This window comes from Nonomuraea sp. KM88, assembly GCF_052245635.1.
Lineage (GTDB): Bacteria > Actinomycetota > Actinomycetes > Streptosporangiales > Streptosporangiaceae > Nonomuraea.
Genome location: NZ_JBQQCC010000030.1, coordinates 50,407 through 72,478 on the forward strand (window position 1 = coordinate 50,407; position 22,072 = coordinate 72,478).

Annotated in this window: 16 protein-coding genes and 1 pseudogene; 6 read left to right on the top strand and 11 right to left on the bottom strand. The window is 71.2% G+C overall.

Features of this window, described 5'->3' with window-relative positions; genetic code table 11:
- Nucleotides 1-5: 5 nt before the first annotated feature.
- From ACTWPV_RS46600 to ACTWPV_RS46625, 6 genes and pseudogenes are all read right to left on the bottom strand, one after another.
- A pseudogene (locus tag ACTWPV_RS46600) lies at nt 6-1,160 on the bottom strand (outer membrane protein assembly factor BamB family protein); the annotation flags it as partial.
- Between the two features lie 213 nt (nt 1,161-1,373).
- On the bottom strand, nt 1,374-2,519 hold the full coding sequence (gene dgoD / locus ACTWPV_RS46605) for a galactonate dehydratase (protein ID WP_443156754.1): 1,146 nt from the start codon (nt 2,517-2,519) through the stop codon (nt 1,374-1,376).
- Between the two features lie 34 nt (nt 2,520-2,553).
- On the bottom strand, nt 2,554-3,294 hold the full coding sequence (locus ACTWPV_RS46610; protein WP_443156755.1) for an SDR family NAD(P)-dependent oxidoreductase: 741 nt from the start codon (nt 3,292-3,294) through the stop codon (nt 2,554-2,556).
- Nucleotides 3,291-4,940 (bottom strand): discoidin domain-containing protein, encoded by a 1,650-nt coding sequence (locus tag ACTWPV_RS46615; RefSeq protein ID WP_443156756.1) that lies wholly within the window; start codon nt 4,938-4,940, stop codon nt 3,291-3,293. Before ACTWPV_RS46615 ends, ACTWPV_RS46610 begins: the two co-directional genes overlap by 4 nt.
- A gap of 8 nt (nt 4,941-4,948) precedes the next feature.
- On the bottom strand, nt 4,949-6,505 hold the full coding sequence (locus tag ACTWPV_RS46620) for an alkaline phosphatase D family protein (RefSeq protein WP_443156757.1): 1,557 nt from the start codon (nt 6,503-6,505) through the stop codon (nt 4,949-4,951).
- Nucleotides 6,502-7,188 carry a FadR/GntR family transcriptional regulator gene (locus ACTWPV_RS46625; RefSeq protein WP_347777911.1) on the bottom strand — a complete coding sequence of 229 codons (687 nt, stop codon included), beginning with the start codon at nt 7,186-7,188 and terminating at the stop codon, nt 6,502-6,504. The genes ACTWPV_RS46620 and ACTWPV_RS46625 overlap by 4 nt, the downstream gene beginning before the upstream one ends.
- A gap of 107 nt (nt 7,189-7,295) precedes the next feature.
- Here ACTWPV_RS46625 and ACTWPV_RS46630 point away from each other — a divergent pair, with 107 nt between their 5' ends.
- The 5 genes from ACTWPV_RS46630 (at nt 7,296) to ACTWPV_RS46650 (ending at nt 13,886) form a co-directional block, all read left to right on the top strand.
- Nucleotides 7,296-8,543: an extracellular solute-binding protein gene (locus ACTWPV_RS46630; protein ID WP_443156771.1), complete on the top strand. Its 1,248-nt coding sequence runs from the start codon at nt 7,296-7,298 to the stop codon at nt 8,541-8,543.
- Nucleotides 8,540-9,415, top strand: coding sequence for a carbohydrate ABC transporter permease (locus tag ACTWPV_RS46635; RefSeq protein ID WP_347649387.1), 876 nt, complete (start codon nt 8,540-8,542; stop codon nt 9,413-9,415). Before ACTWPV_RS46630 ends, ACTWPV_RS46635 begins: the two co-directional genes overlap by 4 nt.
- Nucleotides 9,412-10,248, top strand: a complete 837-nt coding sequence (locus tag ACTWPV_RS46640; RefSeq protein WP_443156758.1) for a carbohydrate ABC transporter permease — start codon at nt 9,412-9,414, stop codon at nt 10,246-10,248. The genes ACTWPV_RS46635 and ACTWPV_RS46640 overlap by 4 nt, the downstream gene beginning before the upstream one ends.
- Nucleotides 10,245-12,221 (top strand): beta-galactosidase, encoded by a 1,977-nt coding sequence (locus tag ACTWPV_RS46645; RefSeq protein WP_443156759.1) that lies wholly within the window; start codon nt 10,245-10,247, stop codon nt 12,219-12,221. Before ACTWPV_RS46640 ends, ACTWPV_RS46645 begins: the two co-directional genes overlap by 4 nt.
- Nucleotides 12,222-12,323: 102 nt before the next feature.
- Nucleotides 12,324-13,886 (top strand): carbohydrate-binding protein, encoded by a 1,563-nt coding sequence (locus ACTWPV_RS46650; RefSeq protein WP_443156760.1) that lies wholly within the window; start codon nt 12,324-12,326, stop codon nt 13,884-13,886.
- Nucleotides 13,887-13,933: 47 nt separating this feature from the next.
- Here ACTWPV_RS46650 and ACTWPV_RS46655 read toward each other — a convergent pair whose 3' ends face one another.
- Nucleotides 13,934-15,667, bottom strand: coding sequence for a protein kinase domain-containing protein (locus ACTWPV_RS46655; RefSeq protein WP_443156761.1), 1,734 nt, complete (start codon nt 15,665-15,667; stop codon nt 13,934-13,936).
- Nucleotides 15,668-16,064: 397 nt separating this feature from the next.
- On the opposite strand from ACTWPV_RS46655, the gene ACTWPV_RS46660 reads away from it, so the two are divergent.
- The gene (locus ACTWPV_RS46660) at nt 16,065-17,249 is read left to right on the top strand and encodes a hypothetical protein (RefSeq protein WP_443156762.1); all 1,185 of its coding nucleotides are present in this window, start codon (nt 16,065-16,067) and stop codon (nt 17,247-17,249) included.
- Between the two features lie 159 nt (nt 17,250-17,408).
- Here the strand turns inward: ACTWPV_RS46660 and ACTWPV_RS46665 are convergent, their stop codons facing one another.
- From ACTWPV_RS46665 to ACTWPV_RS46680, 4 genes are read right to left on the bottom strand one after another with little or no spacing between them, the layout of a single operon-like run.
- Entirely contained in the window at nt 17,409-19,085 is a 1,677-nt protein-coding gene (locus tag ACTWPV_RS46665) for an urease subunit alpha (protein WP_443156763.1), read from the bottom strand.
- Nucleotides 19,082-19,696 carry an urease subunit gamma gene (locus tag ACTWPV_RS46670; RefSeq protein WP_443156764.1) on the bottom strand — a complete coding sequence of 205 codons (615 nt, stop codon included), beginning with the start codon at nt 19,694-19,696 and terminating at the stop codon, nt 19,082-19,084. The genes ACTWPV_RS46665 and ACTWPV_RS46670 overlap by 4 nt, the downstream gene beginning before the upstream one ends.
- Before the next feature lie 8 nt (nt 19,697-19,704).
- Nucleotides 19,705-20,703, bottom strand: coding sequence for a dimethylarginine dimethylaminohydrolase family protein (locus ACTWPV_RS46675; protein ID WP_347649395.1), 999 nt, complete (start codon nt 20,701-20,703; stop codon nt 19,705-19,707).
- A gap of 20 nt (nt 20,704-20,723) precedes the next feature.
- Entirely contained in the window at nt 20,724-22,013 is a 1,290-nt protein-coding gene (locus ACTWPV_RS46680) for an MFS transporter (protein ID WP_443156765.1), read from the bottom strand.
- Nucleotides 22,014-22,072 lie beyond the last annotated feature (59 nt).

Below are 22,072 nucleotides of genomic sequence, written 5' to 3' on the forward strand. Positions count from 1 at the left end.
GCCTCTCACACGAGACCGACGACTTCGGAGTTCATCACCACGGCGACGACCAACGCACCGGGCGCGGGCAGCACTCCTACGGTGGGCTCGTCGCCGCTGAGGCCTCCCCAGCGAGGGAGGAAAATCGGGATCCTGACCGTGTCGCCCGTGTCCCACGGGGTGACGAACACGGTGACGATCATGTCCGTGTCCCGTCCCCAGGACGGATAGGCCGTCACCAGCGCGTCGTCGAGTGGCAGGCGTTCGGCCGCGCTGTCTCCGTCGGGCCAACGTTCGACCCCCGTCAACTTGGGCGACGCCCGCTTCCCCTTCTTCGCGCCGTACCTCTTCCACTCGTAGGTTTGCTTGTGATCCTTGCCGGCGCCATACAGCCTGAAGCCTTCCACGCTGAACGTGCCGGTCACCCGTTCCCGGGCGATGACCTTTCCTGACGCCTGATCCAGCACCATGCCCTTGCGCTCGCCCCAGACCACCGAGAAGGCCCGCGCGTCCGCTGACGGGAGGATTCGGACGCTTTCCGGCTTGACCGACACCTTCCGCTCGCGCCGCCACACCTCGTCGCCGGTGGCGGGATCCAAGCCGAGCACGGCGAAGGTGAAATTCCGCGGCTTGTCTCCGGGGGCCTTCTCCTTGGCCCACGGAGCGCAGATGATGAGCAGGGCCAGCACGTCCCTGCCCAGCGCACGGGAAGTGTTGAAGTGGCGGGCCTCGTAGCCGCCCACACAACCTTTCGGCGGTTTGTGGTGCCAGGTGGCCACGGAGGTGACCGGGTCCCAGCCGGTGAGGCGTCCGGAGGACAAGCTGAAATCCCGTTTCGGGCGTGGTGCGGTGACGACCCCTTTCGAGTGCAGCTCCGCGTCACGGGCACCTCCCCAGGCATGGGCGTGCTCGGCGAGAACCCTTCCCGTGGACGCGTCCAGGAGCACCCGCCGTGATTGAGCGGTAGGCCCGTAGCTGAACTTCCGCCTGATGTCCATGTCGATCGTGACAACGCGGCCATCGGAAGACACCGCGAGATCACGAGCGACATATCCCCGCCGGAGGTACTTCCAGCGTTCCTTGCCAGTGGCGGTGTCCAGCGCCACGAGGCCGTCAAAGACCTCGACCACCGCGTTCGAACCCGCGATGGCGACGTTCCCCACGAACCCCGGGGGGCTCTTCCACCGCCAGCCGACCTTGCTCGGTCACGACTGCCGCAGGCGGCGTCCGTCGACCGTAGGGGCCCAGCGCTCACTCAATCCGGATATTTCATAGGCATGACCTGAAGCGAGGGATCTACGGCCCGACAGCCAGGACAACGTCGCCCACCAGAACAGTCCTGCTCTCGACCCAGCCCCGACGCGTGCCACCCGGGCTCAGGACGCACCGGGCGATCACCACTCGGCGAGGCCGCCGTCGTCGCGGCGCCAGACCGGGGAGCGCCAGCGGTGGCCGGTCTCGGCGGCGCGTTCGACGGCGGCGGCGTCGATCTCGATGCCGAGGCCGGGGCCGGTCAGCAGCGGCACGTGCCCGTCGGCGTACTGGAACACCGACGGGTCCACCAGGTAGTCGAGCAGGTCGGCGGGCTCGTTGTAGTGGAGGCCGAGGCTCTGCTCCTGGATGAGCAGGTTCGGGGTGGCGAAGCCGGTCTGCAGGCTGGCGGCCAGGGCGATCGGGCCGAGCGGGCAGTGGGGGGCGAGGGCGGCGCCGTAGACCTCGGCCATGGCGGCGATACGCCGGGTCTCGGAGATGCCGCCCGCGTGCGAGACGTCCGGCTGGGCGACCGCAATCCCCGCCTCCAGCGCGGGGCGGAAATCCCACCGCGAGTACAGCCGCTCCCCCGCCGCGATCGGGATGGCGGTGGCCGAGGTGACCGCCGCCAGCTCGCCGGTGAGCTCGGGCACGACCGGCTCTTCCACGAAGAACGGCAGGTACGGCTCCAGCAGCGGCAGCACCCTGCGGGCCATGGGCAGGCTCAGCCGTCCGTGGAAGTCCAGCGCGATGTCGACCTCGTCGCCGACTGCGGCGCGCACCGACGCGAGCCGGTCCACGATCGCCCTGACGGAGGCCGCCGTGTCGATGGCGCGCAGGATGCCGGCGGCGTTCATCTTCAGCGCGGTGAACCCGGCCTCCACCAGCCCTGCCGCCGCGTCGGACGCCTCGGCGGGAGAGTCACCGCCGACCCAGCTGTAGACCCGGACACGGTCTCTGACCGGCCCGCCGAGCAGCCGGTGCACCGGCACGCCGTAGGCCTTGCCGGCGATGTCCCACAGCGCCTGGTCGATGCCGGCGACCGCGCTGGACAACACCGGCCCGCCCCGGTAGAAGCCGCCCTTGGTGAGCACCTGCCAGTGGTCCTCGATGCGCAGCGGGTCGGCGCCGACCAGATACTCGGACAGTTCCGTCACGGCCGCGGCCACCGTGGCCGCCCTGCCCTCGACCACCGGCTCGCCCCAGCCGGTGATGCCCTCGTCGGTGTCGACGCGCAGGAACAGCCAGCGGGGCGCCACCAGGTAGGTCGTGAGCGAGACGATACGCATGGGTCCCTTTTCGATCAGTAGCGGCAAGACGGGTTCAGTCGGAGTCCTTCATGACGCTCCAGCCGCCGTCGACGGTCAGCGCGGCGCCGGTGACGAACGACGCCTCGCCGCTGGCCAGGAACGCGATGGCGGCGGCGACCTCGTCCGGGCTGCCCAGCCGCCCGGCCGCCGTGGCGCGGGCGCTGCGTTCCCGGCCGGCCTCGTCGATGCCGTCCCACGCCCCGGTCAGGATGGGGCCGGGCACCACCGCGTTGGCGCGTACCTCGGGGCCGTACTCCACGGCGAGCTGCCTGGTCAGCGAGAGCAGCCCGCCCTTGGACGCGGCGTAGGCAGGGCGACCGGGCAGGCCGAAACCGGCGTGCACGCTGGAGACCGCCACGAGAGCGCCGCGTGCCCGCCGCAGCTCGCCGATGAACGCGCGCACGCCCAGGTAGAACCCGCCGAGGTTGACCGCGAGCTGGGCGTTCCAGTCGTCCGGCCCCACCTCGTCGGCTGGCCCCTGCCGCAGCACGTACGCGTTGCCGACGAGCACGTCCAGCCGCCCGAACCGGTCCAGGACCAGCGTGCGCAGGTCGTCCCACGCCTGCGGCGAGGCCACGTCGCAGGCGGCGTACACGGCCCCGGGGACGCTGTCCGCCACGTCCCGGCCCGCCGCGTCGTCGATGTCGGCGACGACCACCGAGGCGCCCTCCGCCGCCAGCCGGCGGACCGTGGCGGCGCCGATGCCCCGCGCGCCACCCGTGACGACGGCCGCCTGCCCCGCGAACCTGCTCATCGGACGGTGACCTCCGCCGCCGACAGGTAGGACCCGCCGCTGGCCCGGCTGCCCTCCAGCCGCACGTAGCGGGCGTCCGCCGCGTCGAACGAGGCGCTCTTCTGCCGCGCGTCGGCCGCCCACGATCCGCCGGCGACCTCCGTGAACGTCCGGCCGTCTGTGCTGAGGTAGACCTTGTAGTCCAGGATCGTGCCGTTGAGGTTGCCGTCGAAGCGCGGCTGGTAGTCCAGCGCGCTGACCTGCCTGGTCTCGCCCAGGTTGAGGGTGATCGACTGGGGCAGCGGGTGCGGCGGCTGGTACTCCGAGTGCCAGTAGGTCGCGATGTCGTCGTCCACCGCCAGTTCGGGGCCGAAGCCTGCGTGGAAGCTGGTCGCGTACACCTTCGGCTCGACGCAGTCCTCGGTGACGGTGACCGGGATCTCCCGCTTCTCGCTGCCGATCGTCACGGTGACGGTGTGCTCGCCCGGCTCGGTGTCCCTGGGCGCGGTGACGGTCACGATCACGTTCTTCGCCTGGCCGGCGGGCACATCGAGGGCGGCCTCGGCGGGGGTGACGGTGAGCGGCTCGGACGCGCTCACGCGGACCGGCCGCGACAGCGGCGCCGCGGTGTTGTTGACGACCCTGGCCATCGCGTCGGCGGTGCGCACAGCGAGCTCGCAGTGATCCAGCGCGAGCTTCGCCGGGACCACCGACTGCTGCTCGTCGCGGGCGGCCCCGATGAGCGCCCACCCGAACGGCTCGTCGGCGTAGTACGCGGCGCGGCAGTCCCGGTCCGCCGTGTGCGAGCGCCCGGCGTCGAAGGCCGCCTTGCAGTCCGAGACGTCCGGCATGTCGGTGTCGATCGCGGCTTTCAGCACATCCCCCCTGGCGAAGACGTACCCGCTGTGCCGGCGCGCCTGCGCGTCGCCGCGCTCGAAGTACGCGTCGGTGTAGGCGCGCGGCCCCGTCAGGTCCGCCCAGAACGCCTGCGGCTCGCAGCCGATGGCCTGGTCCTCCGCGGGTACGGCGCAGCGCCCGGCGCGGAAGTCGCCGCCGAGCACGGTGACGCCGTCCTCGTGGGCGAACCGATCGGCGAGCCAGGCGGCGGCCGGCGCGGGATCGCCACCGGGGTGCGCGGCGACCAGCGGCACGCGCAGCGTGCCGTCCCGCCGCGCGGCCACCACGTAGGCCTGGTCCTCGTCCTGCACCCGTTCGAAGCCGCCGCGCGCGGCGGCGGTCATCGTGCCGGTGTTCAGGATGATCGCGTTCTCCCTGACCGCGCCGTCGGGCAGGAAGGCGGAGCGTTCACCCGCCACCTCGGCCCGGTAGCGCTGCCCGGTGGCCCGGCTCAGCGCGTTCGCCAGGTGGCGGGCGCCGGGGCCGAGGATCTCGGTGAGCAGCAGGGCGTCCGGCGCCGCGGGGGCCTTCTCGGCCAGCAGCCTGGCGAAGTTGTCCAGGTCTCTGGTGTCGCGGGCGTCCGCCTGGCGTACCGAGTCCTGCAGGTTGGCCTGCACCACCAGGACCTGGCCCGCCGGCGTGACGGGCAGCCGCCGCACCGCGGCCCCGGCGGCGGACGGCCCAGGGGAGGCGGACCCGGCGGAGGCGGGCATCGTGAACAGGCCCGAGCAGAGCGCCACCGCGGCGGCGGCGTGGAACGTCCTTCTCATGATCAGCCTCACATGTCCTGCAGGGCCGGGTGGCCGGATTCGACGACGAACGATCTGCGCACCGACGCGGCGCCACCGGCCGTGGTGACCTTGTCCACCACCACGTAGTCGGTGGTCAGCGTGTCGGCGTCGGCCCGGCAGCGCACGTATCCGCGCTGGTTGTTGAAGAACTTCAGGTGGGGGTTGGAGGCCAGCCACTCCTGGCCTCCCGGCGTGTCGTCGGATCCGTCGCCGCCGGAGGTGATCGAGGTGCCGACGAACTCCACGCCCACGCTAGGCGAGCCGGGGTCGGCGTAGTCGGCCTTGAGCTCCGCGGCGCAGTTGACGTGGGCGTCGCCGGTGAGCACCACCGGGTTGGACACGCGGCGCTCGCCGATGCCGGTCCACAGCCGGTCGCGCGCGGCCGCGTAGCCGTCCCAGGTGTCGGGGTTGAGCTGCTGCAGCCCGGGGTCGGTGAGCCGGTCGAGCTGGAACATCATGACCTGGTTGGCCAGCAGGTTCCAGGTGCTCGACGAGTCGGCGAGCCCTTTGAGCAGCCAGCGCTCCTGCTCCTCCCCCAGCATGGTGCGGGAGGGGTCGAGCCGCGCCCCGATGTCGATGGGGCTGCGGAACTGCCGCGCGTCCAGCACGAAGAAGCTCGCCAGCCGCCCGTAGCCGATCCGGTGGTGCATCGCCATGTCGGGCCCGACCGGCAGCGCGGAGGGACGCATCGGGTTGTTCTCGTAGAAGGCGCGGAACGCGGCGGCGCGGCGGCGCAGGAAGTTCTCCGGGGTCGCGCCGGTGGGCGACCGGTCGGCGCCCCAGTTGTCCTCCACGTCGTGGTCGTCGAGGGTGAAGAACCAGGGGGCGGCGGCGCGGGCGGCCTGCAGGTCGGGGTCGGTGGCGACGAGCGAGTGCCGCAGCCGGTACTGCGAGAGGGTCTGGACGAGCGTGCCGTGCGCGGGCGACAGCGGCGTGCCGCGCCTGCCTCCGGTGGCGCCGATCCCGTTCTCGTAGATGTAGTCGCCGAGGTGCCCGACGAGGTCGAGGTCCTGGGCCGCCATGTCGCGGTAGGCGGTGTAGAAGCCTGCGTCCCAGGCCTGGCAGGAGGCGAAGGCGAAGCTGACCGGCGCGGACGAGCGCGGGTCGGGCGCGGTCTTGGTACGGCCGACCGGGCTGTCGTCGGCGCCGGCGGTGAACCGGTACCAGTACGCCCGGCCGGGACGCAGGCCGTGCACCTCCACGTGCACGGCGTGCGCCAACTCCGGGCGCGCGGTGGCCACTCCTCTGCGGACGACCTTGCGCATCCCGTCGTCCTCGGCGACCTCCCAGCGCACCGGCACCTGGGTGCGCGGCATGCCGCCGAGCCCGTCGTCGGCGAGCGGCTGCGGAGCGAGCCTGGTCCACAGGACCACGCCGTCGGGCCGGGGATCTCCTGAGGCGACGCCGAGCGTGAACGGCGTGCCGGGCAGGGCGGGTGAGGAGTCGGTCCAGCCGCCGGGCACCTGGGCCACGGCGGCCAGCCCGGCCAGCCCTGCGGCGTAGGCGAGCATGCGCCGCCTGGAGGTCATGTGGGGGGTGGTCATAATGCGGCTTCGTCCTTTCCGGCCTGCGCGAGCAGGTCCCGCATGGCGGATTCTGCGGCGTCTGGATCGGCGCGGCGGACCGCGTCCAGGACCGCCCGGTGCGTGGCGGCGAACCCTGGGCGCTCGCCGCCGGCGTGCACCAGCCGGTCCCGCGCGTACAGCGCGGCGGCGATCACGATCTGGAGGCAGTCGAGCACCTCGTTGCGCGCGGCGGCGAGCAGCGTGCGGTGGAAGGCGATGTCCGCCTCGGTGTGAGCGACGGGGTCGGAGACAGTGTCGGCCATGCGGGCCAGCGCCGCCTCGAGGACGTCCAGGTCCTCGTCGGTGCGGCGCTGCGCGGCCAGCCGGGCGCCGGCCGGCTCCACCACGGCCCGGACCTCGGCGAGGTCGCGGAGCATCCGCTCGTCGCCGCGCTGGGTGAACCGCCACCGCAGGACGTCCGGATCGAGCATCGACCACTCGGCGCGGGGCCGGACGTACGTGCCGCGTTTCGGCCGCGCGTCCACGAGGCCCTTGGCCGCGAGGGTCTTCAGCGCCTCCCGCATCACCGTCTGGCTGACGCCGTAGTGCCTGGCCAGGGCGGTCGGGTCGAGCGTCCCCCCGGCGTCGGGATCGCCTCCGAGAATGCGCCGGCCGAGATCCTCGACGACCTCACCGTGCATGCCGCGCCGTGGATAGCTCAAGGCCGCACATCCCTTCCGATCCCCTTATGAAGATGATAAAAGCATATTTTATGGTTATTTGGCCACGACGCTTAGGATCCCCCCTCCTCAGCCTGGCCGCGGTGGCGATGCTGCTCGTGAGCGCCTGCGGGGGCGGCGCCGCTCAAGCCGGACGGGATCCCGTCCGGCTCACCTTCTGGGCGTGGGTTCCGGGGATGGACAAGGCCGTCGATCTGTTCAACCGCACCCACGACGACGTCCAGGTCACGCTGGACAACATCCCGCCGGGCCCGAAGGGCGGGTACGCGAAGATGCACGCCGCCGTGCTGGCCGGCGACGCCCCGTGCCTGGCCCAGATGGAGTTCCAGGAGTTGCCGTCGTTCCTGCTCAACGTCGAGTTGATGGACCTCGGCCCCTATCTCACCGACGCCGACCGAGCCGACTTCCAGCGCAACACCTGGGACCTCGTGACGTACGAGGGCGGCACCTACGCCGTGCCCCAGGCGACCGGCCCGATGGCTCTCTACTACCGGGCCGACCTGTTCGACAAGTGGGGCATCGAGGTGCCGAAGACCTGGGCGGAGTACCGCGAGGCGGCCGTCCGGGTCCGCGAGGCCGACCCGGACGCATACGTCACGAACTTCCCCGCCAACGACACCTCGCCCTTCATCAGCCTCGCCTGGCAGGCCGGCACGCCGTGGTTCGACACCCGCGGCGGCGTCTGGAACGCCAGGATGACCAGCCAGGAAACGCTGAAGGTGGCCGACTACTGGCAGGGCATGGTCAAGGACGGGCTGGTCAAGGTCAGCCCGCACTTCGCGCCAGGCTGGTACAAGGACCTCGCGTCCGGCCACCTGGTGGCGATCCCCCTCGCGCAGTGGGCCGAAGCCATCCTCGCGGCCAACGCGCCGGACACCGCCGGCAAGTGGCGGGCCGCGCCGCTGCCCCAGTGGGAGGCGGGCGGCAAGGCCTCCGCCAGCAACGGCGGCTCGTCCACCGCGCTGCTGCGCGGCTGCGAGCATCCCCGCGAGGCCGTCGAGTTCGCGTTGTGGATCAACCGCGACCCGCGCAGCGTCGCGATGCTGATCGAGAGCGGCTACGGCTGGCCCGCCGCGATCGACGGCATGTCCAGCCCGTCGCTGACCAAGCCCTCCGCGTTCCTCGGCGGGCAGCGTACCGACCAGCTGTTCACCGAATCCTCCAACCAGGTGCCGGGCGGCTGGGTGTGGTGGCCCGGCTACGAGGAGACCAGGCAGCGGCTCAACGACAGCTTCCCGCGGGCCGTCGCCGGCGAGGGCACCTTCGCGAGCGCGCTGCGGGCGGCGCAGACGCAGGTGGTCGAGCAACTGAGGGAGAAAGGGCTGAGGGCCCAATGAGGAAACGCACCGCCGCGGTGTTCCTGGCGCCGTTCGTGCTGCTGTTCGCCGGGTTCTTCGTCGCACCCATCCTGTACGCGCTGGCGCAGAGCTTCACCGTCATCGAGCGCTCCGGCCTGCTCGGGCTGCGCGGCCAGAGCACGCGCTTCGCCGGCCTGGCCAACTACGGCAAGGCGCTGTCCGACCCGGGATTCGTGGAGAGCCTCGGCCGCATCCTGCTCTACGCGGCGATCATGGTGCCGCTGATGGTGGTCGGCTCCACGGTGCTGGCGCTGATCCTGGAGGCCGGCATGGCGCGCTGGCCGCGCTTCTTCCGCACCAGCTTCTTCCTGCCGTACGGCATCCCCGGCGTGATCGCCTCGATCATGTGGGGCTTCCTGTACGCGCCCGGCACGTCGCCGTTCACCCCGGTGCTCAGCGCGTTCGGCATCGAGGTCGACCTGCTCGGACCGGGCACGGTGTTCTGGTCCGTCATGAACATCGTGGTGTGGTTGTTCGTCGGCTACAACATGCTGGTGGTGGTGGCCCAGCTGCAGTCGATCCCGCGCACGCTGTACGAGGCGGCCAGGATCGACGGCGCGGGACGGTGGGGCATCGCCTGGCGCATCCAGATCCCGCTGCTGCGTCCCGCGCTCGTGCTGATCACCGTGTTCACCATCATCGGCTCGCTGCAGCTGTTCAACGAGCCGCTGGTCCTGCTCCCGGTGTCCGGCGGCCTGTCCACCACCTACACGCCCACGCTGACCGCGTACCACGACGCGTTCAACGGCAACGACATGGCCCTGGCCGCCGCGGAATCGATCATCCTGGCGCTGGTGACCGCCGTGCTGTCCTTCGGGTTCCTGCGCTTCGTGGGCAGGGGACGCCGATGAGAACGATCAGCCTGCGCTGGCTCACCACCGTCCTGCTGCTGGTGCTGGCGGCGTACTTCCTGCTGCCGCTGTACTGGCTGATCGTGGCGGCCACCAAGAACACCGGCGACCTGATCAACTCCTCCCCGCTGTGGTTCGCCAACCCGCAGCTGTGGACCAACCTCGGCGACCTGTTCTCCTTCAGCGACGGGATCTACCTGCGGTGGATACTCAACTCGCTGATCTACTCCGGGCTGGGCGCGGCCGGCGCCACGCTCGTCGCCGCGTGCGCCGGCTACGCGATGGCCAAGTGCGAGTTCCGCGGCAGGGAGGCGCTGTTCAACGTCATCCTCGCCGGGGTGCTGCTGCCCACCACCGCCATCGGCCTGCCGCTGTTCCTGCTGATGTCGGACGCCGGCCTGGCCAACACCTACTGGGCGGTCCTGCTGCCCAGCCTGGTCAGCCCGTTCGGGGTCTACCTGTCGCGGGTGTACGCGGCCACGGTGCCGGACGACGTGCTGGACGCCGCCAGGGCGGACGGCGCCGGCGAATGGCGGATCTTCCTCACCATCGCCCTGAAGATCATGTCTCCGGCGCTGGTGACGATCTTCCTGTTCCAGTTCATCGGGATCTGGAACAACTACTTCCTGCCGCTGGTGATGCTGTCGGACAGCAGCCTCTACCCGCTCACCCTCGGCCTGACCAGCTGGCAGGGCTTCGCCGACCGGGAGCCGATCCTCCAGACGCTGGTGGTGGTCGGCTCGTTCGTGTCGGTCATTCCGCTGATCGTGTTGTCGGGGGCCCTCCAGCGGTTCTGGCGGGCCGGCCTGACCGAAGGGAGCGTACGCGAGTGATCCGCTTCGGCGGGGACTACAACCCCGAGCAGTGGCCGCGCCCGGTCTGGGCGGAGGACGCCAAGCTGATGCGCGACGCCGGCGTCAATTTCGTGACGCTCGGCATCTTCGCCTGGGCCCAGGTGGAGCCCGTCCCTGGCGACTACCGGTTCGCGTGGCTCGACGAGGTCATGGACCTGCTGCACGACCACGGCGTGGCGGTGTGCCTGGCCACGATGACGGCCTCGCCGCCGCCGTGGCTGGGGCACCGCCACCCCGAGTCGCTGCCGGTCGACGCCGGCGGCGTGCGCCTGAGCTACGGGTCGCGCTGCCACATCTGCCCGTCGTCCACCGCCTACAGGGAGGCGGCGCGGTCCCTGGTGACCGAGCTCGCCCGGAGGTACGCGGGCCACCCGGCGCTGGCCGCCTGGCACATCGGCAACGAGTACGGCTGCCAGGTGCCCCGGTGCTACTGCGACCTGTGCGCCGAAGCCTTCCGCGACTGGCTGCGCCGCCGGTACGACACCCTCGACCAGCTCAACGAGGCGTGGACCACGACCTTCTGGAGCCAGCGCTACTCCGCGTGGGAGGAGATCCTCCCGCCCCGCCGCACCACCGGCATCCCCAACCCGGCGCACACGCTGGACTTCACCGCGTTCTGCTCCGACGCGCTGCTGGACTGCTATCGGCTCGAAGCGGACGTGGTACGCCAGGCCACGCCGGACGTCCCGGTAACCACCAACCTGTGCAACGTCGCCCCCACCACCGACTACCCGGCCTGGGCGGCGGAGATGGACGTGGTCAGCGGCGACTGCTATCCCGACCAGCGCGAGCCCGAGCCGCAGCTGCAGAGCGCGCTGTTCTTCGACGTGTGGCGCGGGCTCGGTGACGGCCGGCCGTGGTGGCTGCTGGAGCAGGCCACCTCCGCGGTCAACTGGATGGGCACCAACCCGGCCAAGAAGCCCGGCGGCATGCGGCTGGACAGCCTGCAGGCGGTGGCCCGCGGCGCGGACGCCGTGCTGTTCTTCCAGTGGCGCGCCTCACGCGGCGGCGCGGAGAAGTTCCACTCCGCCATGGTCCCGCACGCGGGCCCCGGCCATCCGCTGCACCAGGCGGTCCGCGACCTCGGCGGCGACCTGCGGTCGCTGGGCGCGGTCGAGGGATCGCGGGTGCGGGCCGAGACGGCGCTCGTGCTGGACTGGCGCAACTGGTGGGCGGTCGAGCAGGAGTCGCACCCGAGTGACCGGATCCGCATGATGGACCGGCTGCGCGACCACTACGAACCACTGTGGCGGCTCGGCGTCACCACCGACGTGGTGCGCCCCACCTCCGACCTGAGCGGCTACCGGCTGGTGGTGGTGCCCAACCTCTACCTGCTCTCGGCGGAGGCGGCGGCGAACCTGGCCGCGTACGTCGAGGGGGGCGGCCACCTGGTGGTGTCGTTCTTCTCCGGCATCGTCGACGAGAACGACCGGGTGTGGCTGGGCGGATATCCGGGGCCGCTGCGCGATCTGCTCGGCCTGTCGATCACCGAGTTCGACCCGCTGCACACCGGGGCGAGCGTCCCGATCGTCGTGGACGGCTCGGAGTCGCCGGCCACGCTGTGGTCCGAGCGCATCGAGTTGGAGGGCGCCGAGGCGGTGGCCTCGTTCGGCGACGGATCCAACGCGGGTGGCCCGGCCGTCACCCGGCACGTCTACGGCTCGGGCGTCGCCTGGTATCTCGGCACCCGGCCGGACCCGGCGGTGATGCGGGAGCTGACCCGCCGCGTCGCCGCCGAGGCCGGCGTGACGCTGCCCGGCCTGCCGGAGGGCGTGGAGGCGGTCACCCGGGCCGGCGCGGATGGTGTGAGCCATCTGTTCCTGCTCAACCACGCCTTCGAGGAACGCCGCGTGCCGGTCCCCGGCGGCGGGAGCGTGCTGCTCGACGGCGAGCGGTCCGGCGATGTGCTCGTCCTGCCGCCTCGGGGGGTGGCCGTGCTGGCGGCCGGATGAAAGTTTCAGCGGCGGTTGACGGGGGGAAAGCGCTTTCCTACTGTGGCATCCGTTTCTGCTTTGCCCGGGCAAGGGACGCCGTACCCAACCCATTGGAGCAGCATGATGCGCCTCACCTCCGTCATCGCCTGCGCCGGCCTCTTAGCCGGCACGCTCGCCGTCGCGCAACCCGCACACGCAGCACCCACCCGCTACGAGGCCGAGACCTCCCCCGCCGTCTGCAACGGCAGCATCGACAACAACCACTCCGGATATTCGGGCAGCGGGTTCTGCAACGGCGACAACGACACCGGCGGCTACGCCCAGTTCACCGTCAACGCCGCCACGGCCGGCACCACCACCCTCGCCATCCGCCACGCCAACGGCACCACCAGCGGCCGCCCCGCCGGCCTGATCGTCAACGGCGCCACCACCCAGACCGTCCCGTTCGCGGCCACCGGCGCCTGGACCACCTGGACCACCACGACACTGACCGTGCCGCTGAACGCGGGAAGCAACACCATCCGGCTCAGCCCCACCACCTCGAACGGCCTGCCCAACATCGACTACATCGACGTGGAGGCGGGCGGCACGACCGAGCCGCCCGCCGACACGTTGTACGTGGCGCCGGGCGGCAGCGACAGCGCGGCCGGGACGGAGTCGGACCCGACCACCCTCACCTCCGCGATCTCCCGCGTCGCCCCCGGCGGGACGATCTACATGCGCGGCGGCACCTACCGCTTCTCGCAGACGGTCACCATCCCGCAGGGCAACGACGGCACCTCCGGCGACCGCACCGAACTGTTCGCCCATCCAGGCGAGACGCCGGTGCTGAACTTCTCGGCCCAGAGCGAGGACTCGGCCAACCGCGGGCTGGCCGTGGGCGGGTCGTACTGGCACATCCGCGGCATCGTCGTCGAGCGCGCCGGTGACAACGGCATCCTGCTCGCCGGCAACAACAACATCATCGAGCGCACGGTGACGCGCTTCAACCGCGACTCGGGCCTGCAGCTCTCGCGCCTGGTCGCCGGGGCGCCCGCGGACCAGTGGCCCTCCGGCAACCTCGTCGTGAGCACGGTGTCGCACGACAACGCCGACTCCGACGGCGAGGACGCCGACGGCTTCGCCCCGAAGCTCACCGTCGGGCCCGGCAACGTCTTCCGCTACACGGTGTCCCACAACAACATCGACGACGGCTACGACCTGTTCACCAAGGACGACACCGGACCCATCGGCGCGGTGACCATCGAGGACTCCCTCGCCTACGACAACGGCACCCTGAGCGACGGCAGCCAGGCCGGCGCCGGTGACCGCAACGGCTACAAGCTCGGCGGCGAGGACATCGGGGTCGACCACGTCATCCGGCGCAACATCGCCTACGAGAACGGCAAGCACGGGTTCACCTACAACCGCAACCTCGGCACGATGACGGTGTCGGGCAACGTCAGCATCGGCAACGAGGAACGCAACTTCAACTTCGACGGCGGCTCCTCGGTCTTCCGCGACAACACCTCGTGCGACAGCGGGTCGAACGACCGGATCATCGGTGACGCCGACGGCTCGAACCAGTTCTGGTCCGGCTCGAACGGGTCGCGCTGCTCGTCCTACAGCGGCTCGCTGAGCTGGTCGTTCGCCTCGGACGGCCGCCTCGTCGTGACCTTCGGCGGCAGGCAGGTGACGCCGTAACAGGCATCCCCGTGGCCGGCACGGCGGTGCCCTACCGGCCACGGGGGTCACTGGAGTGTGCTCCAGTCGCGCAGAGCCCTGGGGCCGTCGACCACCGTGTCGGCGTAGGTTTCGTCGGCGACGCGAATCTTCATGTACTGGGTGCCGGCGAACACCCAGTAGTCGTTCCGCTCTCCCGGCACGGGCATCGCCGCGTCGATCCCGTGCTTAAATGCGGGGTGCCGGTAGAACGTGCCGGCCCACCCGTCGAAGCCCGACGGCCCGAAGGCGACCTCGCCGCCGGGGCCCTCACCGGCCAGCCTGGTCCTGACGTACCGGTCACCCGCGAACACCCAGTACTGCTTCTGATCGTCCGGCGTGCGCATCACCGCGTCGATGCCGCCGCCGGCGAGCTCGCCGAAGGCGTCCGCCCAGTCGCGCAGCGGCCGCGGGCCCGTCACCAGCGTGTCGGCGTATCCTTTCTCGGCGCCGGCGATCCGCATGCGGAGGTACTGGCTGCCGGAGAAGACCCAGTACTCGTCCCGGGACCCGGGGACCCGGAGCGTCGCGTCGATCCGGTCACGGAAACCCGGCAGGCTCTGGAACGTACCTTTCCACGCGTCGAGGTCCGAGGGCTCGGACAGGCGCTCGCCCACCGGGTAGCCCGAGGCCGACATGCGGGCCCGGAGGTAGCGGTCACCCGAGAACATCCAGTAATAGCCGGGGGCCTCGAGGTCGGGATCGTCCGGCACCGGCAGCACGGCGTCAGTGCGGGTCGGGTTCGTGGCCTTCGCCGCCGCGTCGGTGCCTGCCGGGTGCGCGGAGGTCCCGGCCGCGTCGGAGTCGGCGCCGGCTCCCGAGCGGCTCATCAGCGCGCCCGCTCCGACGGCCGCGGCGGCCAGGCCGGCTGCGGAAACCGCCGCCACGCCCAGCAGGCGGCGGCGCGGAACGGCGCCGACCAGCGAGAAGCGCTGCGTGTCCGGCGCCGTCGCGGCCAAGGGCCGCAGCATCTCGCTCGCCTGCTCGACGGAGGGACGATCGGCCGGGTTCTTCCGCAGCAACGCTTCGATGGAGGGACGCAACGGTCCCGCGCTGGCCGGGATGTCAGGTTCGTCGCGGATGACGGCGTTCAGCACGCCGACGGGCTCCGGACGGGCGAACGGGGAACGGCCGGACAGCAGCACGCACAGGGTGACGCCGAGCGAGAACAGATCGCTGGGCGGCCCCACAGGCAGGCCGCTCAACCGTTCGGGGGCGATGTACTCGAACGACCCCACCACGGCGCCGCTCGCGGTGAGCGACTCGCTCCCGGCCAGCGCCGCGATGCCGAAGTCGCAGAGGATCGCCCTGCCGTCGCGGCGCAGCAGGATGTTGCCCGGCTTGATGTCCCTGTGCAGCGCGCCGGCGGCGTGCACGGCCTCCAGAGCCGACAGCAGCTGCAGGCCGATCCCGGCGACGGCGGCGGGATCCATCGGCCCGTTGTCGGCGACGTGCTGCTTCAGCGAGGGCCCGTCCACGAACTCCATCACCAGCCACAACCGCTCGTCGTGGAAGACCAGGTCGTGGATGTTGACGACGTTGGGGTGGGAGATACGGGCGATGGCGTGCGCCTCCCTGCGCGCGCGGGCGGAGTGCTCCGCGCCCTTGTCGCCGGTTGCCCGCACATGCGTCTCCTTCACGGCGACCGTGCGGTTCAGGAGCTGGTCGGTCGCGCGCCACACGGTGCCCATGCCTCCGCTGCCGATGCGATCCAGCAGCACGTACCGGTCGGACAGCGCTAACGGCGTACGGTTATCAGCCACATGACCAACCTACTGATCGTCCGTGTTTCCGGTGCGGTGATCAGAGATCCGTATCAGCGCGAGCCGGCCGACCGGCTCGATCCAGCACCTGACGAGCGTGGCCGAGCTCCATCCCTATGACGAGCGCCCCGGGCCAGAGCACTCAACCATGGCAGCGGACGGCTCACGGGGACATCCATGGTGTTTGGCAGAATCGATGGGGTGTGCGTCCTTCAGTGCCTCTTCGTTACCGGCGGCACCACGTACCGTGATATTGATGGGCGGTCGAGCTGAGCGCGCGACCCAAGGGGCGGGGTGTCTGACCTCGGTGGGCCCAGAGTGGAACGGCGTCGTATTCCTAACGTCAGCTCGAAGATCGCCGGAAAGAGTCCGGATTTCGCGGAGGGCTTCCATCAAGATGCGTGAGTCTGTCGTCGCCGTCTCCGCAGGAGTCGGACTGGCGCTTCTCCTGGTCGGCGGCCTCGTGATGTCCATAGTGAAGTACACCCGCGCCCCGAACGTCGAGGAGCGCCCGCTCGCCATACCCACGACCGCGGATCTTTACCCGGCGGCCAGGCCGTTCACCAAACCGGAGAAGTGCGGCCTGGACGACGCCACCCTCGCGAAGCTGGTCCCCGGCGCCACCGGCGATCTGGATGAGACCGGCTGCCTGTTCATGATTCCCCTCCGCACCTCCGACGAATTGGGGGTGGACGGCTCGCTTCGGGTGGTTTTCACGGCCGGCTCCCTTGCCGATGCCATGGACCACTACGACCTGGTGACCGATCAGGGGCGCCACAGCAGGCATGCCGTGGAGGGCACCTGGCAGCCGGTCATCGGGCTCGGCCACGAGGCGATGATCCGCTACGAAACAGACAGGACTTCCGGCGAGGCCTCGCTGCACTTCAGGTCAGGTGCGGTGTCCACGAAGGTGGAATACCAGATGACCCGCCTCAAGGGTGATGTCGAGGAACCGCTCGGGGAGAAGCCCACCATGAACGGCGCTCTGGAGGCCGCCTCCGAGGTGGCCGCAGCCATCGGCGCCAAGGTGGACGATCCGGCGGTGGGCGCCCGGTCGGGTCGGCCCGAACCCGCCCTCACGGCGCCGGACCCGTGCAAGCTGGTCGGAGAGGCGGCGCTGCGGGCTGCCGGCGTCGACCCCGCCTCCCGCAGCGTCATGGGCGGACGCATGCGTGGTGTCACAGAGGGTTGTAGCTGGCACTCCGTCTCAGCCGACCGGTACAGCTCCGCGGGAGTGTCCATTACGTCGTATCCCAACGGCCGCCATCGCGACGGAGCGGCGGAGGCGGACGGGCAATTCATCCACTACTACCACGAATGGCGGAACGCCAGTGCCGCCTTCTACGCCCTGCGAGGTCCCGGCCGGAAGGCCATGGCCGACTATCGGATCGACACCAATGCGCCGCACCTGGGGAAGCTCGGGGCGGCCAGGGTGGTGTTCACGGTCCGCAACCTCATGGTCTCGGTGCACTACTCCGGCAACGCCGACGGCAAACCGCTCTCCGAGGCCGCCACGCTGAAACCAGCGCACGCCATCGCCGAGGCCGTAGCCGGCAAGTTGCCGGCACGAGTGCCGGGCTGATCGGGCCAGAGCGGAGTCCAGCCGGACCGGCGGCACGCACGTGACCGTTGACCTCATCCACCCCGCCTCCGGAGGCTCCCCCGCCTGCGCGGTTGAGGGCGCGCACGAGCCCGATCCGACCTCGGACAGGGTCGGCTCGCACAATCGTCACGGACCGGCTCACGCGAGATGCTGCACCTGGGTGAGCGGGAGCCGACTTGCCGGCGGCAGCCCCACCGGCCCTCCGTCCACCAGGACAGGGCCGCCGTCGCGCGGCACGCGGACCTGCGGGACACGTGTGTTGAGGACCATGTCCTGGCGGGCCAGCCCTCGCGAGTCGCGAATCGGCAGGTAGCTCGCCCCGGCCGGCAGCGCACGCCGCGCGGCCGCGTCCTCCAGGGCCTCGCGGGCGACGAAGACGTGGGCCAGGCGCCGCGGCGCGTCGCCCATGGAGCCGAAGAACCGCCGGTACGCCCGCGGCTGACCCGCCCGCGTGGACGCCGCGCCGGACGCGCTCACGCCCCAGGCCACGAACCCCGACTTCACGACCAGCTCGGGCTTGGCACCGAACCAGGCCGGATGCCACAGAACGAGGTCGGCGACCTTGCCCGGAGCTATGCCGCCGATCTGGTCTGCCATCCCGTGCGCGATCGCGGGATTGATGGTGATCTTGGCGAGATAGCGCAGGACCCGCTCGTTGTCGTGGCGGTCGTGACGCTCCGACACCGCCTTGGCGTGCGCCGCGAGCTGCCACGTGCGGCGGGCCGTCTCCCCGACGCGTCCCATCCCCATCGAGTCGGAGTTGACGATGCTGACCGCGCCGGCGTCGTGCAGCGCGTTCTCCGCCGCGATAGCGCTCGCCCGCACGCGGCTCCTCGTCACGTCGGCGTCTCCGGGCAGCAGCGCGTTCTGCCGGTGCACGGTCATCGTCATCGGGAACAGCTCCGCCACGGTGTTGACCGTGTACGGCAGCGTGGGCGTGGTCGAGGACGCCAGCACGTGCGGGTGGGAAAGGATCTCCAGCAGGTCGGGATGCCCGCCGCCGCCCTCGACGTGGTAGGCGTGCACCGTACGGCCCCGCGTCGCCTCGATCGTGTCGGACAGCAGGCCCGACTCGTTGAGCGAGTCGGTGTGCAGCGCCACCGGCAGGTCGGCGGCGTCGGCCACCGCGAGGCAGGTGTCCACGACGGCAGGCTGCGCGCCGAAATCCTCGTGCACCTTGAACCCACCCGCCCCGGCGAGGACGGCCGCCTCCAGCGGCGCGGGCCGCACCGACGAGCCGCGGGCCAGGAACGCCACGTTCACCGGCACCTCCCGCCAGGCCTCGATCATCAGGTCGAGGTTGCGCTTGGGGTTGACGCCGACGTCCCACACCCCGCCGAGGCCCATGCCGACCACGGTGGTCACCCCGGCGGAGAGCGCCACGTCGAGGAGCGCCGGGCTCGACAGGTGGACGTGGGAGTCGACCACGCCGGGGGTGACGATCATTCCCTCGGCGGGGATCATCGCCGTGTGCGGGCCGACCACGAGCTCGACGCCGTTCACTGCGTCGGGCGACCCGGCCCGGCCCAGCCCGGCGATCCTGCCGTCCTTGACGCCGATGTTGGTCTTGACCACGCCGAGCAGCGGGTCGAGGACGAGGGCGTTGGTGACGACGAGGTCCAGCTCCGAGCTGCGGGGGCCGCTGGTGAGCAGCAGTCCTTCCCGCACGGTCTTGCCGCAGCCGCCGAGCAGCTCGTCGCCGGCCTCGGTGTCGTCACGCTCGACCTCGACCACCAGCCCGGTGTCGGCCAGGCGCACCCGGTCGCCGGTGGCCGGGCCGTATACGGCCGCGTACGTCGCCCTGTCGAAGCTCATCCTTCGCCTCCAAGCGTGAGCCGGGGCGCGGTGGCCGTTCCTCCCAGCATGACCAGCCGCACGGTGATCGTCACCCCTGGCGGGAAACACAGGCTGCTGCCCGCCGGCACGTCCAGCCGGTGACCGCGCGCCGCCTCCCTGTCGAACGTCAGCGCCGCGTTGACCTGCCAGAACGGATAGTGCGACGAGACGTGCACGTCGACGTCCGCGGTGTTGGTCACCTCGATCTCCATCCGGGCGCGGCCCGGCGCCGGTGCCGTCTGCTCCGCCGCCGGGAGGACGGCGCCCGGGTCCGCCGGATCCGGTTCCCGGCCCAGCGGGTCGTCGACGGCCACGAGCGCCGTCCCCGCCGGGAACAGCGCGTCCACCTCGACCCGGCGGACCAGCGCCGCGACACCGGGCCTGGCCTCCTCCGCGCGCACCGCGCCGCGGCCGGCCGCGATCACCGCCTCCATCGGCAGCCCGTCCCAGGCGGCCTCGAACACGGCGTCGGCGACCAGCGCCACGGTCTCGGGCGCGGACAGCTGAGCGCCCCTGTCGCGGCGGCGGCGGGCCAGCTCCGCCACGGTGAAGACGGTCAGGCGGTCGTGCTCCGCCGGAGTCAGATGCATTAGTCCCTCTACCAGTCGCGGACGAGTTCCATGGTCGAGCAGTGAATGCCACCGCCGTTCTTCAGGATCTCGTCGTAGGGCACCGGTACGATCTCCACGCCCTCGGCGACCAGCCGGTCGGCGGTGCGCACACAGTGCGCGGGAAACAGCAGCCGCCGCGGCCGGACCGTGAGCGAGTTGCAGGCGTACTGCTCCTCCGGGTGGGGCGAGACGACCTTGATGCCGAGGCTGTCCAGCCGGGCCAGGAACTCGTACGGTAGGCGGTGGGTGTTGGCCAGCGCCAGGTCCTCGCCGACCATGTGAAACTGCCCGTCCACGTGGATCGTATAGCCCGGCAGCGGCACGGTCACCAGCTCGATGCCGAGTGGTTCGAGGATCCCGGCGAGCTGCCGCGCGCCCTCAGGGTTACACCGGATCGACAGGCCGAACACCGCCAGGTCGCGCCGGAGCTTGACGAACGTGCCGCCCTCCGCGAGCCCCGCACCGATGATCGTGCCGAGGATCGGCATGCCGAGCCCGGCGATCGTCCTGGTCACCGACGCCTCCTCGCCGCGCCGCATCCGCGGGGCCAGGCGGGTGACGACGGCGCCGCCCGGCACGGTCAACATCGGGTCGCGGGTGAAGACGGACTTGGTGTGGTCGGGCAGCTCGGGCGCCTCGACGACCTCGACGTCCTCGGCCCGCAGCGCGGCCACCAGCGCCGCGTGCTGCTCCATCACCAGTTCCATGTTCGGCGCCTTGTCACCGCGCCAGTACCACCGCCGTCCGGGATCGACCAGCGCTCCGGCGCGCGGGTCCCACGCGTCGGCGGTGATCGCGGCCAGGCCGCTGCTCGGACGGCGCACCAGCACCGTGCGCAGGCGACTCACCTCGTCCGCGGCGCCCCAGCGGCGGCCCCAGTAGCGCTCCAGCTCGGCCGGGTCCTGGAAGGGCGGCTCCGGCTCGGGGCCGACCAGCTTGTGGTAGTAGTGCTCGGGCTGCGCGCCGTCGTCGGCGATCGTGCTCATGGTCGAGTCCTTTCCGTACGTCACAGCTCCGCGACGCGGAGCCGCTTGGCCGCCACGGCGGCGAACAAGGTGATCAGCGAGAACACGCACAACATCGCCGCGACCGGCCACAGGCTCTCCCCTGTCGCGGCCAGCAGCGCGGTCGCGCCCAGCGGCACGAACCCGCTGATGGCCCCGGACACGTTGTACGACAGGCCCACGCCGGAGTAGCGCACCTCCCGGGTGAACATCTCGCTGAGCAGCTGCCCGCACGCGGCATAGCTGACCGACACCAGCACCACGCCGAGCACCAGCCCGGCCGCGACGCCCGCCGCGCTGCCCAGGCCGACCAGCCAGAAGATCGGGAACGCGGCCACGGCGGAGGCCGCCGCCCCCCAGACGGCCACCGGTCCCGGCCCGACGCGGTCGGCGATCCGGCCGAACGCCGGGTAGAGACACAGGTTGATGAAGGATCCGAGGGTGGCCGCGTTGAGCAGCACGGTACGGTCGATGCCCACGGTGTCCGAGCCGTAGTTGACGAGGAACGTGCCGCACAGGTAATAGCCGCCGATGCCGACGAACGACACCGCGATACCGGCGATCAGGCGCCCGCCGCTGGTGCGGACCAGTTCGACGAGCGGCCGCTTGGCAGCACGCTGCTGGGTCAGCATCTCCTGGAACATCGGCGACTCGTCCACCCTGCTGCGCACCCAGAGCGCGATCACCAGCAGCGGGAAGCCCAGCAGGAAGGGAATGCGCCAGCCCCAGGACTCGAACTGCGCGTCCGGCAGGACGCTGACCAGCGCGAACACGGCCGTGGCCGTCAAGGAGCCGACCGGGGAGCCCATCTGCGGCATGACGCCGTAGATGCCGCGCTTCTCCTTTGGCGCGTGCTCGACCGCCAACGTCGCGGCGCCGCTCCACTCGCCGCCGACGGACAGGCCCTGCAGCAGGCGGAGCGTGGCGAGCAGGATCGGAGCCGCCACCCCGATCTGCGCGTACGTCGGCAGCAGGCCGATGCACCCGGTGACGACGCCGATGAGGACGACGGTGACCATCAGAATGCGGCGCCTGCCGTACCGGTCGCCGAGGTGGCCGAAGACGGCCGCGCCGAGAGGCCTGGCGACGAAGCCGACGCCGAACGTGGCGAAGGAGGCCATCGTGCCCGCGAGCGGGCTCAGCTCGGGGAAGAACTGGCTGTTGAAGATCAGCGCCGCCGCCGTGCCGTAGACGTAGTAGTCGTACCATTCCAGCGCGGTGCCCGCGAAGGCGCCCAGTGCGACTGTTCGGGGGTTGGTTTCCGGCTTCGGGGGGTGAGCCGTGGGTTGCATAATGACACCCTGTCGTGCCTCTGATCTGCGGTTCAATCGCAAATCGGCACCCAGGTGCC